The sequence below is a fragment of the Mucilaginibacter glaciei genome (assembly GCF_014773245.1).
Lineage (GTDB): Bacteria > Bacteroidota > Bacteroidia > Sphingobacteriales > Sphingobacteriaceae > Mucilaginibacter > Mucilaginibacter glaciei.
The window spans coordinates 514,979-531,104 of the sequence record NZ_JACWMX010000002.1; the positions used below are offsets into that span (position 1 = coordinate 514,979).

The 16,126-nt window shown below is 43.7% G+C and carries 14 protein-coding genes; 2 read left to right on the forward strand and 12 right to left on the reverse strand.

Annotated features, from left to right (window positions below):
* The first annotated feature begins 91 nt into the window (after positions 1–91).
* Positions 92–1,366: a phosphoribosylamine--glycine ligase gene (gene purD / locus IDJ76_RS07035; protein ID WP_191162153.1), complete on the forward strand. Its 1,275-nt coding sequence runs from the start codon at positions 92–94 to the stop codon at positions 1,364–1,366.
* Positions 1,367–1,490: 124 nt separating this feature from the next.
* Here the strand turns inward: purD and IDJ76_RS07040 are convergent, their stop codons facing one another.
* The 3 genes from IDJ76_RS07040 to IDJ76_RS07050 form a co-directional block, all read right to left on the reverse strand.
* Positions 1,491–2,621 (reverse strand): TlpA disulfide reductase family protein, encoded by a 1,131-nt coding sequence (locus tag IDJ76_RS07040; protein ID WP_191162155.1) that lies wholly within the window; start codon positions 2,619–2,621, stop codon positions 1,491–1,493.
* 106 nt (positions 2,622–2,727) lie between these two features.
* Positions 2,728–3,906: a TlpA disulfide reductase family protein gene (locus IDJ76_RS07045; RefSeq protein WP_191162157.1), complete on the reverse strand. Its 1,179-nt coding sequence runs from the start codon at positions 3,904–3,906 to the stop codon at positions 2,728–2,730.
* A 51-nt stretch (positions 3,907–3,957) separates the two neighbouring features.
* On the reverse strand, positions 3,958–5,139 hold the full coding sequence (locus tag IDJ76_RS07050; protein ID WP_191162158.1) for a formimidoylglutamase: 1,182 nt from the start codon (positions 5,137–5,139) through the stop codon (positions 3,958–3,960).
* Between the two features lie 150 nt (positions 5,140–5,289).
* Here IDJ76_RS07050 and IDJ76_RS07055 point away from each other — a divergent pair, with 150 nt between their 5' ends.
* Complete coding sequence (locus tag IDJ76_RS07055) at positions 5,290–6,258, forward strand: NAD-dependent epimerase/dehydratase family protein (protein WP_191162160.1); 969 nt, start codon at positions 5,290–5,292, stop codon at positions 6,256–6,258.
* Here IDJ76_RS07055 and IDJ76_RS07060 read toward each other — a convergent pair whose 3' ends face one another.
* The 9 genes from IDJ76_RS07060 to kbl all read right to left on the reverse strand — a co-directional run bounded on the left by IDJ76_RS07060 (position 6,259) and on the right by kbl (position 16,086).
* Positions 6,259–8,088 (reverse strand): ATP-binding protein, encoded by a 1,830-nt coding sequence (locus IDJ76_RS07060; RefSeq protein WP_191162162.1) that lies wholly within the window; start codon positions 8,086–8,088, stop codon positions 6,259–6,261.
* Positions 8,089–8,177: 89 nt separating this feature from the next.
* Entirely contained in the window at positions 8,178–9,602 is a 1,425-nt protein-coding gene (gene rlmD / locus IDJ76_RS07065; protein ID WP_191162164.1) for a 23S rRNA (uracil(1939)-C(5))-methyltransferase RlmD, read from the reverse strand.
* An 849-nt stretch (positions 9,603–10,451) separates the two neighbouring features.
* A complete protein-coding gene (gene creD / locus IDJ76_RS07070; protein ID WP_191162166.1) occupies positions 10,452–11,783 on the reverse strand; it encodes a cell envelope integrity protein CreD in 1,332 nt (443 codons plus the stop codon).
* A 52-nt stretch (positions 11,784–11,835) separates the two neighbouring features.
* Positions 11,836–12,144 (reverse strand): winged helix-turn-helix domain-containing protein, encoded by a 309-nt coding sequence (locus IDJ76_RS07075; RefSeq protein ID WP_317173950.1) that lies wholly within the window; start codon positions 12,142–12,144, stop codon positions 11,836–11,838.
* The gene (locus tag IDJ76_RS07080; protein ID WP_191162169.1) at positions 12,141–12,752 is read right to left on the reverse strand and encodes a hypothetical protein; all 612 of its coding nucleotides are present in this window, start codon (positions 12,750–12,752) and stop codon (positions 12,141–12,143) included. The genes IDJ76_RS07075 and IDJ76_RS07080 overlap by 4 nt, the downstream gene beginning before the upstream one ends.
* 68 nt (positions 12,753–12,820) lie before the next feature.
* Complete coding sequence (locus IDJ76_RS07085; RefSeq protein ID WP_191162170.1) at positions 12,821–13,402, reverse strand: TetR/AcrR family transcriptional regulator; 582 nt, start codon at positions 13,400–13,402, stop codon at positions 12,821–12,823.
* Positions 13,403–13,405: 3 nt separating this feature from the next.
* Positions 13,406–13,816, reverse strand: coding sequence for a Rieske (2Fe-2S) protein (locus tag IDJ76_RS07090; RefSeq protein ID WP_191162172.1), 411 nt, complete (start codon positions 13,814–13,816; stop codon positions 13,406–13,408).
* The gene (pheS, locus tag IDJ76_RS07095) at positions 13,813–14,850 is read right to left on the reverse strand and encodes a phenylalanine--tRNA ligase subunit alpha (protein WP_191162173.1); all 1,038 of its coding nucleotides are present in this window, start codon (positions 14,848–14,850) and stop codon (positions 13,813–13,815) included. The genes IDJ76_RS07090 and pheS overlap by 4 nt, the downstream gene beginning before the upstream one ends.
* A 45-nt stretch (positions 14,851–14,895) precedes the next feature.
* The gene (gene kbl, locus IDJ76_RS07100) at positions 14,896–16,086 is read right to left on the reverse strand and encodes a glycine C-acetyltransferase (RefSeq protein WP_191162175.1); all 1,191 of its coding nucleotides are present in this window, start codon (positions 16,084–16,086) and stop codon (positions 14,896–14,898) included.
* Positions 16,087–16,126 lie beyond the last annotated feature (40 nt).

Genomic DNA, 16,126 nt, shown 5'->3' on the forward strand with positions numbered 1-16,126 from the left:
CGTTAATCTGGCTGCTACATAAATAATTATCCTTTCTAATCTGCACATCTGCATATTCGCACATCTGCACATCAAACATTATATTCGCACCATGAACATCCTGATCCTTGGTTCGGGCGGAAGGGAAAGCGCCTTCGCCTGGAAAATATCGCAAAGCGTGAAGTGTAACCAGCTTTTTATTGCCCCCGGTAATGCCGGTACAGGCCAATACGGCACCAACTTTGACTTAAAAGTAACCGACTTTGAAGGCATCAAAGCTTTTGCCTTAACCAACGACATTAAGATGGTATTGGTTGGCCCCGAAGAACCCTTAGTAAAAGGCATCCACGATTTTTTCCTGGCGGATGAACAACTGAAAAGCATCCCGGTTATTGGCCCACAAAAGGAGGCCGCACAATTAGAAGGCAGCAAGGATTTTAGTAAGCAATTTATGCAGCGCCACAACATCCCGACCGCTGCATCAAAGACTTTTACACGCGATACCTTACAGGAGGGTTTTGACTACCTGGCTACAGCAGGCCTGCCCGTAGTATTAAAAGCCGACGGACTTGCAGCAGGGAAAGGTGTATTAATATGCCTCACCTTAGAAGAGGCCAAACTGGAATTATCAGAAATGCTTACCGAGGCGAAGTTTGGCGATGCCAGCTCTATGGTGGTAGTTGAGCAATTTTTACAGGGAATAGAGTTGTCTGTTTTTGTAATGACAGACGGTACCCACTATAAGATCTTACCGGAGGCCAAGGATTACAAACGCATTGGCGAAGGTGATACCGGTTTAAATACCGGCGGAATGGGCTCGGTATCGCCCGTACCGTTTGCCGATGATGAATTTATGAAAAAGGTTGAGGAAAAGATCATCATCCCTACTGTAGAAGGCTTGAAACAGGAAGGCATTCCTTACAAAGGGTTTATTTTCATAGGCCTGATGAATTGCTACGGCGACCCCTATACTATAGAATATAACTGCCGCATGGGCGACCCAGAAACGGAAAGCGTGATGCCGAGAATAGAATCGGATTTTGTGGATTTGCTTTTAGGTGTAGCCGAAGGCAACCTTGACGAAAAGGAACTATGCATATCAGAGCGCACAGCGGCTACCGTGGTCTGCGTAGCAGGCGGCTACCCCGGCGAATATTTGAAGGATAAAGAAATAAGCGGCATTGAAAATGTACGCGACTCATACGTTTTCCAGGCAGGTACAACTCTTGATGGCGAAACGGTAAAAGCAACCGGCGGACGTGTTTTGGCCATTACCAGTTTGCAAAACAATATGTTTGATGCGCTGCAGCAAGCCACTGCCGATGCAGCCCGTATTTATTACGATGGCGTTTATTTCAGGAAAGATATCGGGTTCGATTTATTGTAATTCATTGGTTCATTAGTTCACTTTTATTGGTAAGGTAGTCAACTAATCACTTCCATAAAAAAACGCCAACCGGAATCCGGATGGCGTTTTTTATGTCCTAATGAACAAGCGGGCTAATGAACAGTTAGATCTTACTAAATATTTCGGCTAATTTTTCGTTCAGGTCTTCACCTCGCAGGTTTTTTCCAATGATCTTGCCATTTGGATCAAGCAAAAAGTTTTGCGGGATAGCGCGCACGCCATACGTATCGGCTGTTCTACTTTTCCAGAATTGTAGATCAGAAACCTGTGTCCAGGCTAAACCGTCTTTTTTGATCGCTTTTAACCAGGATTCTTTAGCATTAGGCCTATCTAACGATACACCGAGGATGGTGAAGTTCTTCCCTTTATATTTATTAAATGCCATCACTACGTTAGGATTTTCTGCACGGCAAGGGCCGCACCATGATGCCCAAAAATCTATCAGCACATATTTACCACGGAAGGAAGACAGGCTTACCATTTTACCGGCAGTATCGGCCTCGGCAAATTCAGGCGCCATGGCACCCATAGCTACAGCTTTCAATTTCGGCAATATCTCGGCAAATGCTTTACCACCTGTCGATGCTTTGATATTGGCAGATAACCCTTCAAATAATGGCGCGATCTCCACATAGTCGGCACTGTAAGCATATGATTGCAATGCATTAAGGCTAATGTATGAATCGGGATTGGCGGCAATGAATTTCCTGTTCGCTTCCTTTTCCTGCAAATCAATAGCCTTCTCATCCAGTTTACCTTGTTTAATAAAGGCGGGGTCTTTTTGCTGTGCTTCTGTAGCGGCTTTTTGTTTAGCCTCCAACGCTGCATAAGCGTCGTTAACCGGCTTCATCGAAGCATTAAATTCCTCGTTCTCTTTGTTAGTTTTAGTACCTGTTATTTTAGCATTCTTGATAACATCGGCAGTAGCAACATTGATAGTGCCCTGCTCCAGGTATATAGGATGATAATCTTTACTGTTATTCATGCCGGTACCATTAGCGTTCACCAAAAGGTAGCCACTTAAAGGCATAGCAGCAGCATCGCCGGTGAAAGTGAACTTGCCACCGTTTAATACAGCAGAATCTACAAGCGTTTTACCGTCTTTACGATATTGCAAATATACTTTGGCCGGGGCGTTAAGGTTTGCTACTTTACCTTCAACGGTAAATTTTCCGGTTTGTGCAAAAAGCAAAGCCGGTAAGCTTGCCAATGCCGTTAATACTATTTTTTTCATGTAAGGGTGATATATTAAAACCCTAATATGAGGGATTTACGCCTCAAATCAAAGATGTAAGAGTAAAAAACCTATATCTATCTAAAATATGACAAAGCGGCTTCGCTTAGTTGGTGTACTTACCCAACAGCTCGGCCAACTTGTTATCCAAATCATCTCCGCGCAGGCCCTTAGCAATAATTTTACCGGTAGGGTCAATTAAAAAATTCTGCGGGATGGATTGAACGCCATACACTGTAGCAGCCAGGTTATTCCAATACTTCAAATCAGACACCTGGGTCCAGGTCAGGCCGTCGTTTTTAATAGCCGCCAACCATGCCGAGCGGCCGCTCTCCCTGTCTAATGATACCCCGAGGATGGTAAAGTTTTTATTTTTGTATTTGTTATAAGTACGTACTACGTTCGGGTTTTCCTGTCGACATGGGCCGCACCACGACGCCCAAAAATCAAGCAGCACGTATTTGCCTTTAAACGATGATAATTTCACAGGCAGGCCATTTACATCATTCTGCGTAAAATCAGGGGCTAAAGCACCAATTGCAGTTAGCTTTAAGCCGTCAATGGCACCTTTTATCTGCCGTGCCTGTTCGGTATCTTTCAGACTGGCCGATAATGACTCATACAACGGTTCAACCTCAGCCACATCCGGGGCTGGCCCACTCACACTGGTTAAGGCCAGTAAGCTCAAATAACTGTTTGGGTTTTGCGTGATGAAGGTTTTAAGGAAAGCCTTTTGTTCGGCCTGGATCACTTTGAACTTGGCCTGCATGCTATTTTGATACGCTGCCGACTGCTGTTGCTCGGGCTTGGCCGATTGCGCTTCGGCCATTAGCCTTTGCGCCTTATCCATGATCGTCTTTAGGCCCGCTTTTAATTTTTTATTGTCTTCGTTAGATGGCGTACCATTTACCTCTGCCTTTGCTGCAGAATCCGGCGATGTAATATTGATCGTTCCTTTCTCAATATAAAAATTTAAAAGGTCCGCTGTCTTAGACGGCCCTCCATCAGGGAAATTCTTAGCTATATAAGCCGGGAAACCAACACCTTTATAATCTATAAATAACGATGCGCTAACCGGGTTCATGGCCAGCCCGGTCATGATAAACTCGCCATCTTTAATTGCTGCCGAATCGGTTACGTTATTGGCACCTAAGCGGTACACTAAATAAGCTTTTGCAGGTGCGTTAAGTTTGCCAATTTTAGCCTTAACGGTAAAAGGCTGGGCTGCCTGGCCAAATGCCAATGCCGGCAACAGGGCGATAAGGCAGAAAAAAATCTTCTTCATTTATGAAATATGTAAAGGTGATTAACGCACAAAGCGCTAATGAATTACTACTTAGTTTAATTTTTGATAAGTACGCCACCAAAGGTCGGGCATTTCGCCGGAAGCTGCGGTCTTATAATCTTCATGCCTGCAAGGCACTAAATGGAAACGCTCGTTTTTAGAACCGCCCGTTGGGTAAGGTACCTGCATCCACCAGCGGTCGCTTTTTTTGCTCTTTACAAACACCACTTCGTGGTCGTCATGCTTCAAACTGGTTTTATAAATAAGGTATTGTGATTTTGGATTAAGCGGAAAATCGCGCTTGCGGTTGTAAAAGCCATCAATAAAATACCAGATCATTTGTGATAACAGCATGGCTGTTTGGCCGTTATTATCATAAGCAGGGTTAAATTCATAAAAGCCTATCGAAGTTAATTTGTCGCTAAAACCGGCATAGCGACAAATCTGGCAGGCTTCTTCACCGTAAAATCCGTTGGGGGTGGCGTTAGCATTGCCCGCCGCGTCTGACGAGCGGATGGCCCCCATATCAAAACTCACCATGTTGGCATTGCGAATGATAGGCTCTGCAACCGACATATTCTGCGTCAGTTCGCCCAGGCGATGCACATCAAAGTATAGCTTTTCCATCACCCGTAAACTGTCCTGGCTGGCAAAATAAGTTTGGTAGCCCAGATTGCTGTAGTTGAATAGATAATTAGGCTCATGCAGAAAAATCTTATTCAGATAGGCTGTAGAATTCGTTTCTATCGATTCGGCAAAACCATCGTCCTCCAGATCAAATTGCGAGTCGACTACCAGCAGGTCTATCTTTTGTTCCAGTTCTTCGTACCCCAGGTATTGCGCGTAGGTCAAATCCTGGCCGCCGCCGATTATCACCGGCACAATGTCCTTCTTCACCAATTCGTTCACTACCGTTTTTAGCGCGTAGTAAGTATCTACTACGGTTTCGCCACGGGTTATATTACCTAAGTCGACTATTTTTGTGCCGTAAGCCCCTTCATTTAATTGGTAAAGTTTCTCGCGCACGTAGTCGGGCGCTAATGCACAGCCGGGGTTTTGGACAGCGTTACGATCATCCAGCACCCCAATAATCGCGATATCTATTTTCTGCTCCAAGTCTGGGAAGGCAACCGAGTGATGATCAATCTTATCCCCCAACTGACTCGTGAAAAATCCATTTTTAGGGGTGATCTTCTTCAGATCTATGGGCGTAAAAAAATCGGCTAAAGACATGTTTTTTTGATGTGCAAATATGCAGATGTGCAAATGTGCAGATTTTGTTTTAATGCACGGATATGCAAACTGTGTTACTTTTCATTTTTCAGTCTCCTTATCTGCACATCCGCACTTCTGCGCATCTAAATATTCCGCATATTTGCACATATGATCTTAGTAACCGGTGCAACGGGTTTTTTAGGGGCCGAATTAGCCAAAGAATTGGTGCTACGGGGCAATACTATCCGTTGCAGCAAGCGCATTACCTCAACCATTCCGCCTTTACTTTTGCCTTATGCTGCCCAGATTGAATGGGTAATCGCCGACCTGATGGATGCCTTCGCGTTGGAACAAGCACTGGATGGCGTTACGCAGGTTTACAATTGCGCGGCGTTTGTGTCTTTAAAACAGGCCGATAAAGAGCCGATGATCCGTACTAATGTGATGGGGACAGCGAATTTCGTTGATTTATGTGTTAACCGGAAGATCCGCATGGTGCATACCAGTTCTGTTGCGGCAGTTGGCGAGGCAAAACCCGGCGAACTGATCAGCGAAAAACATCATCTTGACCCTACTAATGAGCACGACGGTTACGCGATATCAAAACTGGAAAGTGAGATGGAGGTATGGCGCGGCATTGCTGAAGGCCTGGATGCTGTTATTGTAAATCCCACCATTATTATAGGTGTAAGTGCCGGAACAGCGGGCAGCGGCCAGATTTTTGAAACGGTACGCAAGGGCCTCAAATTCTACACGCCGGGCAGTATAGGCTTTGTTGATGTGCAGGATGTGGCCAAATGTATGATCGGCCTGATGGAAAGCAGCATTACGGCTAAGCGCTATATAATCAATGCAGAAAACCGAAGCTATCAGCAAATATTTGGAGAAATTGCGAGGTGTTTAGGCGTAAAGGAACCGGCTACCCTGGCTAAACCCTGGATGATGGAGCTGGCCTGGCGAGGGGCAGCGGTGATGGCTGCGCTAACGGGCAAAGATCCGGCTTTAGATAAAACCAGTGCCCGGGCAGCTTCTGTTACCCGTAATTTTGATAATAGCGAAATTAAAAAGGATATCGGTTTTGAATTCAGGCCGTTAAGCGAAACCATACAAGAGATTTGTGCTGCAATCAAGGATTAATTAAGCCGGCATCGAATCACTCGTGGTATCTAACTGGATGCCTTCGGAAGTTATCTTACCAATCTTTGCGGTATTTAACACCTCCAGTTTTTGATATAAAGCTGCTGATTGAAAAGGTTTTGACAGGTAATCATTCATACCGGCGTCTTTTATCTTATCATAAATATTATGCGACACCGACGCTGTCAATGCAATTATAGGCACACCAGCCTTTTCCCGGTCAGTAAACTCCCGTATCACTTCTGTAGCCTGGTAGCCGTCCATAATTGGCATATGCAAGTCCATCAGTATAGCGTCAAATACGCCATTTGCAAATTTATCAACTGCTTCTTGCCCATTCTTAGCCACATCGGTATTTACATGCCATTTACTTAACAGCTTCACCAACAGTAAGGCGTTAATGGGGTTGTCTTCAGCTATCAATATTTGCAGACCTTTTAAACTAATTTCAAGTGCAGGATGAGCAGGAACGGGTTTAGCATCGCCCTTATACAACTCAAAATCAACACTAAATGAAAATGCGGATCCCTTGCCCGCTTCGCTCTTTAGCTGCACGGTAGTATTAAATAAACCAAGCAGGCGCTTTACAATCGCCAGCCCCAGGCCAGTTCCGCCATAATGGCGCGTGGTATCGGCAGATGCCTGCACAAAGGGGTCAAATATCGCCTGCTGCCTGTCTGCCGGGATCCCGATACCGGTATCAGTAATTGTGAATTCAACCGATAATTGATCGGAATGGATATTAGTTATGGCGGCATTAACGGTAACCTGCCCATACTCGGTAAACTTAATGGCATTACCGGCCAGGTTATAAATTATCTGCGTTAAACGGGTAGGGTCGGTTATTACCCACTGCTCTTTTAATTGCTCGTCGATAGACAATACCAAGCCGAAACCCTTTTCGGCCGCTCTTTGCTGCAAACCGTAACAAACCTTATGAAGCAGGGCTGCTAAGTTTACAGGGATAAGTTCCAGTTCTATCTTATCATTCTCGCTCTTGTTATAATCTAAAATATCGTTGACCAGGGTTAACAAACTCACCGCCGAAAATTCCAGTATGTCTAAATTCTCCAGCTGTTCTTCCGAGGCGGTGTCTTTAACCAAATTGGTCATTCCTATTACCGCATTTAACGGTGTGCGCAACTCATGCGACATGGTTGAAAGGAACACCGAGCGCGAATCGGCCAGGGCCCTTGTTTCAGCAACGATTGCCTCGAGTTGCTTATTAAGTGCTTCCTTCTCTTCAACGTTTTCTTTAAATGCCTGGTAAAAAAGATAATGAATAAGCACCATAGTAGCGAAGTTCATCAATACAATGGCCTCGAAACCAGGCGACGGCAGCTCCTGCGAACTAATATCGAGGTGCCACTCCACCCTGTTGCGCATCACTAAATAAAGCATTACTGCTACTATGGACAGCGAACTATAAATAACTGCGAAGCCCCTGTCTATAAGGTAATATCCAACAAATATTACCATAAAAACAAACTGTATAGTGAGCAGGTTTAGCCGCTGCCCAAACACAAATAACGTAGACCATACGCCTAGGACCCCGGTTAAAATGATGGCATGAGAGATAAGTGTGAGCCGCGATGGTTTATAAAGCAAATACTTGGTTAGCCCTATGTATAATATAAATACAAAAAGCAGGCGATATAACTGGTGGTCTTTAAGATCATGAAATACAAGCGGTACGAGTATGACTATTTTAAGGATGAGCAGTGCCAGCGTAGTAAATACGATCTTTATCCGCGCACGTTTTAATGAGTCGGGCTCCTGGGCTAAAACCTTTCTTAACGAGAAATTCAAAAAAGGGATAGATCCTTTCATGGTAGCAATATCATGTGCAGAGGTAGGCTGCTTTAATAAGAGCTAAATTACCTAAAAGAATTCACAAATAACCAATACAATTATTTACGTTATCGCCTGAGCGTCAGTAGCACTACATTTTCTACGTGTTGTGTATGCGGGAACATATCAACCGGTTGGATTTTAACAGTGTCATATTTATCCTTTAGCACCAATAAATCGCGGGCCTGGGTGGCGGCGTTACAGCTTACATAAACAATCTTCTCGGCCTCTATTTCCATGAGGCGGGCAACCACATCAGCATGCATCCCTGCCCGGGGCGGGTCGGTAATGATCACATCTGGCTTACCATGCTGGGCAACAAAATCTGCCACCAGCACATCTTTCATATCACCTGCATAAAACTTCGTGTTGGTAATGTTATTGATCTGCGAGTTAACCTTAGCATCTTCAATAGCCGATGGTACGTACTCTACCCCTATTACTTCGCGTACATGGCCTGCAATAAAGTTGGCAATGGTGCCTGCCCCTGTATATAAATCGTAAACCAGTTCGTCGCCTTTAAATCCAGCAAAATCGCGGGTTATTTCATACAGGCGCAATGCCTGGATAGAATTGGTTTGGTAAAACGATTTTGGCCCAACCCTAAAACGCACCACCTTACCATTGGCCGCGGGCATTTCCTCATGGATGTATTCGGGACCTTTCCAGGCAATCACTTCCTGGTCAAAAATCGTGTCGTTCAGTTTTGTATTGAGGATATAAAGTAATGAGGTGATCTGCGGGAAATGAACATCAATATAACCCATCAAATCATCTACCTGTTCCTGATCGGCATGGGCAAAGACAACTATCACCATAATCTCTCCTGTCGATGAGGTACGGATGATCAGATTGCGCAGCGCGCCGGTATGTTGCCTTACATCGTAATAGGTGATGCCCTGCTCTTTAGCGTATTGGTTGATGCCGTTTCGCAGATCATTGGATGGTTCGGCCTGCAGATAGCAGTGGTTAATGTTCAGGATCTTATCAAAACGGCCGGGGATATGAAAACCCAGCGCATCCATATCCAAACGCTCATCGTCGCGGCTTTCGCCATCATACAGCCAGCGCTTATTAGAAAAAGTGTACTCCAGTTTATTACGATAGTACCTATCGGCAGGCGATGGCACAATGGCATCCATGTGCTCCACATCTATTTTGGCAATACGCATTAAGGCATCGTGCACTGCCTTTTGTTTAAACTTCAGCTGCGCCGGGTAGGTCATGTGCTGCCATTTACAGCCACCGCAAACACCAAAATGCTCACAAAAAGCCTGTGTGCGGTATTGTGACGGCTGGATGAGTTTAGTTATCTTACCTTCGCCAAAGCTTTTTTTGCTTTTATAAACTTCAATATCCGCAACATCGCCGGGAACGGCCTTTTCAATAAAGATCACAAAATCGTCGGCTTTGCCAACGCCCTTGCCTTCTTCGGCTATATCAATTACGGTTACGTTCTCAAAGAACTTTGGTTTTTTAGGAGATCTGCTCATGAATCGCAAAGTTACAGAAAGAAGCAAGAACTGGGAAGTGGAGAAATGAGATTTAGAACAGGGGGAAAAAATGAAGCAATAGCATAATCGTCCACCCGTCGGAGCCCACAGTGAGGAAACAGAAGCCGTTACTAAAGCAATATGATGGCCAATTATAAAAAGATGCTTAACAATTTATCAAAGTAAACTTCGATAATAATGTCGGTCATTTCAAATTGCTCATCAATAAGTTCCGAAAAATCGATCAATTCCTGACTCATGGCGGTAGATTTTTTTATTATGCTAACATAGTAATTTTATACCGAAAACCAAAACGGTATTGTGAATTAATTTTTTAACAATTAGTTGGTGCTCGCGTAATATGAAGCTTATAAAACCAAGCGCCAGATGCTATACAAATACAGTTAGCGAGCATGAGCGCAAAAAAATCGTTATGAACTATAAAAGAGAATGGTAGAAAAACAGCAAATGTTCCTACGCTTAGTAACATGCCTGCGAATAATACCATTAATTTAGTTGGAGGTAGCTGGGCGCCAACTAACGTAATGAGTTTCATTGCCCCTGTGAAAAGTAGCCATGTACAAAAAGACAAAATGGCCCCTATCAACACAAGAACTACATAAATCTCTGTTTGTTGTGAAAGAAATTCATTAAAGTTTGATGATTACCGCCTGTGTTGAAATGAACAAACAAAAATATATAACGCCGGTGCAACGAGTACACTGGTTATCCACACCTTAAAACTGTAGGATATGATATTAAAAAAGTTGGTCATGTTTATTCAGTTAGATAGATTTAAATAATGGATAAAAAATAGGCATGCACAAATGCCTGCCTATCAAAAAGTACTTAGTGGTTATCCCAATTGATCTTTCTGGAGAAATACATCAGCGCAGCTACAATTACAAACAAGGCGATACTGCCAACCATCAGCGCGTAATCTTCTAATTGGATAATCACAAATATAAAGGTGTAGAATACTGTTAAGATGATGGAGAATAACACCGCAGCCTTAACGTTTTTAAGTAGCGATGCCGTGAATAAGCTTATTAAACCTATTGTACTGATAGATGAGATTAGGTAAGCATAGTTGTACCCAATCTTTTCTGCAAATGAAAGCAGCAATGTATAATATACAATCATAGCAGCTCCTATCAGCGTGTAGTTAAACAAATGGATGCGCTGCTTTCGGATAAGCTCGGTAAGGAAAAGAGACACAAATGTTAATAATATAATAAGTGTAGCGTATTTAGCTGTCCGGGTAATCTTACGGTACTCACCTACGGGTACCTGCAGCCTAACGCCAAACTGCGCACTTAAATGTGCCTTTTTTCCACTTAGCGTGGTATCGTTGTTGGCCCATTGCTGCGGAAATGGCCGGTTATAATACAAAAGGTGCCATTTAGCTTTGAAGCCCTTTTCGTTTACCACGCGATTATCGGGTAGATCGCGGCCGTTGAACTCCGGGCTTTTCCAGTTACCCGCAAGTTCTACATCAGTAGTTTTACCGATATGCAAAAAGTTAAGATCGTTGCTCCCTTTAATATCCAGCACGTAATTAAAGTTAATATTGCCTGTTTGCGGCAATACAAAACTTATCTGCATAGCGTTTTCAAAAACACGGCTTTGCTCTGTTAGTGGTTCAGCGTTGTAAATCTGCCCTTGCACATTTATGGCTGGGTTATTTTTGAGGCCTTTTAAATCGGTTATACCAAATATTAAGCGGGCCTTATCATACATTACCTGACCGGTTAAAAGATTAGCCTTCTGCAAATCGGGCTGACTAAAGTTTCCTTTCAATAGTACCTTAGTATTATATACAGTAACATCTACCAGTCCTTTTTTATATAATTCCGTATTTAATCCGGCCTCAATATTTAAATTTTGCGGTAGTACATACAAGTATTCTATTACCGTTTGCACCGGTGCTTTCGAACCGGCGTTTGACACCTGCCGCTTGTAAGGCAACATCAAAATCGGACCCTGCACCAACTGGCTACCCGACCATTTGTTAGAAACAATATTGATGTTATCTGTTTGATTGGCCTGCCGTTCTACGATCAGGTCCTGGATCCACGATTGCGGGATAAGCAGCAAAAGGATAAGCAGCGTAATAACGCCTAATTTAAATAAGATGGAGTTTTGATACCATTTTTCGGTTTTTTGCACTTGTTCTATCATGATTAATTTATTTAAAAGTACTTTGAATTACAAAGTATATAGGTAAAAAAATTTATTTAGTTAATTTCTGATTTTTGATAATCTGTTCCAGCGCATCTAAATGCGTTTTAAAGGCTTGCCGGCCTTTGTCAGTAGCCTGGTAAGTGGTGTTAGGCTTGCGGCCCAAAAACGATTTATGCACCAGCATATACTCTTCTTTTTCCAAAGCTTTGAGGTGCGATGCCAGGTTACCGTCGGTAGTATCCAGTAGTTCCTTCAGCGAATTAAAGTCATACCTGTCGTTAACCACCAGCACACTCATAATTTGCAATCGCAGGCGGTTTTCAAAGGCCTTATCAAGTTTTTCAAAAGGGATATTCACTTGTCGTATTTAAAGTACATGATGCTGCCGTAAACAATGTGCAGCACGCCAAAACCAATTGCCCAAAATACCAAGCCATAACCCGGCAGTAAAGCGGCAAACAAACCTAATGCAATTTCTATAATTCCTAAATATTGTACGTCTTTATAAGTGACGTTGCTGGCGCTTACCAATGCAAGGCCATAGAATATAAGTGTTGCCGGGGCCACAATACCAAAGTAGCCTCTCGAGATCAATATAAGTGATAGTAGACCGCCTGTTACCAGTGGCACAGCAAGATTATATAAAAGTTGCCTACTGCTTCGCCCCCATGGGTTTTGTCCTTTTTGTTTGGCTTTGCGTAAGGTTAATATTAATCCTGTAATCAATGATAGGACTAATACCGCTAAGGCAATAAATAAAAGAGCAGGCACCGGGCTGTTTGGAAAATCACCTAAAAGCTCAGCCCTTGCCGTATAATTAAGTATAAAGTAAGCAAGTGCAACTCCAACAAGGGCATACACCCCAGCCAGCACACCCGATAGCCCACTGAGTGATATAAATTTTGATGACCGCTCCATCATACTCCGGATGGATTGCAGCTGGTCCTGAACTTCGTTTTCTTCCACTTAAAAGTACTTTGTTATTCAAAGTAACAAAGTACAATTGGGTTATCCAAATAAAAATGAAAAATAACTTAAATAGTAACTGCTGCTTTCACCAGGTAAGGCAATATATCCTTTTGAAAAGATACAAAATTCTTGCGCACATCGGAATCGCTTACGGATGTAAATGCAAAGCTGAATACAATGCTTTTGCTGCACTTGATCAAAAACCGAAGGCGTTGCTGGTAGGTATCATGCTTGCGTATATTAGGTAACTGGGTAAATGATTGCATCAGCAGTTCTTCCAACTCGTTAGAGAGGTTCTTTAAAAACTCCTGCGAATTGGTACTCTCGCGGATGAAATCCCAGCCAATAAATTCGTTACAGATGGTGTAAGATAAGCGACAGGTTTTCATGATCAGGTTGCTCAGATGCGTCTCCTCGTCAAGCTCGGGCGTATTGGTCGTCACCAGGTCATTTACACTTAGCTTGATATAGTCCATCAGCAGCACATGCAAAACGGCCTCTTTACTCTCAAAATACTTGTAAATTGTAGCTTTGGCTATTTTGGCACGCTTGGCAATTTCGTTTACACTTGTTTTATGGTATCCGAACTTACGGAAAAGCTCCTGTGCTGCCCGTTTAATACTATCTTTAATTTTATCGGCTTCCATTTATCAATTATACACAATTATCTCAAATTGTGTAGCATTCACCGTATACGCTTTAAGTGAACGCGTTGCCGGGGCTTTAACCGGCCCGCCATCTGTTAACGAAAATTTTGAACCGCTGCAAGGGTCGGTAACGGTAAAACCGGTATCGTCTAAAGTAACGGCGCACAGTTTCTCGGGTTGATAACTGCTACAGCGGTCATAAGCAACATAACCGTAAGCCCCACGATATAAAATAATACCTGCTACACCTGCACCAGATATTAACACTGCACCACCCTGTGCATTTAAAGTAGCTATGCGCGGGTCTGTTATAGGTATGCGCAGATTTACGGCCACGTTAGGCACCACATCGCCGGTTTTCCCGCAAGAGAAAAACAGCACGCTTACTATAGCCAGTATCAGCACATACCTCATATAATTTCGCTCTGGAACTGTTTAAGGAATTTAGTATCATTCTCTGAGAATAAGCGCAGATCGCGGATCACATACTTTAAGTTAGCGATACGCTCCATACCCATACCAAACGCGAAGCCGGTAAATTTCTTGCTGTCGATGCCGCAATTCTCCAACACGTTAGGGTCAACCATACCGCAACCCAATATCTCTACCCAGCCGCTGTATTTACACATATTACAGCCCGCACCTTTACAAATGGTACAAGAAATATCCATCTCGGCAGATGGCTCGGTAAACGGAAAGTACGAAGGGCGGAAACGCACCTGTGTACCCTCGCCGTAAAGCTCTTGTACAAAGTGATACAGGGTTTGCTTCAGGTCAGAGAATGACACATTTTCGTCAACATATAAACCCTCTACCTGATGGAAAAAACAATGGGCACGGGCAGATATAGCCTCGTTACGATATACCCGGCCCGGCATAATTGCGCGGAACGGTGGCTTACCCTGCTCCATCATCCTAACCTGTACAGATGAGGTATGCGTACGCAAAGCAATGTCACCCTTTTCCTGATCGCCTTTACGGATAAAGAAAGTGTCCTGCATGTCGCGGGCCGGGTGCTCCTCCGGGAAGTTGAGCGCCGAGAAGTTATGCCAGTCGTCTTCAATCTCCGGCCCTTCGGCCACAACGAAGCCCAAGCGTTTAAAAATATCGATGATCTCATTACGTACTAACGATAAGGGATGGCGCGAGCCTACCTCAAAACCATCGCCGGGCAAAGTCAGGTCGATTTCAGATTTCGGATCTACAATTTCGGATGTAAGGCTTTCCTTGATCTCCTCGTAACGTGCTTCGGCAAATTGCTTAAACTGATTTAGCACTTTACCAAAGGTGCGTTTCTCCTCGGGGCCAACAGTTTTAAATTCCTCAAACAGGTCTTTAATTAAACCTTTGGTTCCCAAAAATTTTATCCGGAATGCCTCTAACTCATCAGCCTTGGCGGCTGTGAAAGCTTTAATCTCGGCAGTATACTGATCTATTTTCGATTGCATCGACTACTATATTTCAAAAAATTCAACAATAAATAAAAGGTGCATTTAGTTAATCACAGCCAATTCCTTACCTACTTTGGTAAAGGCAGCGATCGCTTTGTCCAAATGTTCCCTATCGTGCGCGGCCGAGATCTGTACACGGATCCTTGCTTTGCCCTGCGGCACCACCGGGTAATAAAAGCCTATTACGTAAATGCCTTCGTTAAGCATTTTAGCGGCAAATTCCTGCGCTAATTTTGCCTCATACAACATCACCGGAACTATTGGGTGCACGCCGGGCTTGATATCAAAACCAGCGGCGGTCATCTTTTCGCGGAAGAATTGTGTGTTGGTTTCCAACTTATCGCGAAGATCTGTGGTTTCGCTGAGCATATCCAATACCGCAATTGATGCACCGGTAATTGCCGGGGCCAAAGTATTACTGAACAAGTATGGCCTTGAACGCTGGCGTAACATATCAATAATTTCCTTACGGCCGGATGTGAAACCACCCGATGCACCACCCAGGGCTTTACCTAAAGTACCTGTAATAATATCGATTTTACCCATCACATTATGATGCTCATGCGTACCGCGGCCGGTTTTGCCCATAAAACCACTGCAATGGCTCTCGTCTATCATTACCAAAGCATTGTACTGTTCAGCAAGGGCACAAATTTTATCTAACTGGGCAATCGTGCCATCCATAGAAAAGGCTCCGTCTGTCACAATGATGCGGTGGCGCAAATCCTGCGTGGCCTTTAATTGCTCTTCCAGGTCGGCCATGTCATCATGCTTATACCGCTTGCGCTGGGCCTTACATAAACGTACACCATCAATAATGGATGCATGGTTCAACTCATCAGATATGATTGCATCCTGATCATTAAACAATGGTTCAAAAACGCCCCCGTTAGCATCAAATGCCGCTGCGTATAGTATGGTATCTTCCGTTCCTAAAAAATCGGCTATTTTTTGTTCAAGTTCTTTATGTATATCCTGCGTACCGCAAATGAACCTTACCGACGACAGGCCGTAACCATGCGTATCCATGGCAGCTTTGGCAGCCTCAATTACTTTTTTGTTGCCGGATAGGCCCAGGTAATTGTTGGCGCAAAAGTTAATTACTTCCTTACCGCCCTGCACGGTAATATCTGCACCTTGCGCCGATGTTATAATTCTTTCATTTTTATATAACCCTGCGTTTTCAATATCGGCAAGTTCCTGCTGTAAAACAGGTTGCAATGTTTTATACATATAAATAGATTTAAAGCCCCAAAATTAAACATTACAGCGC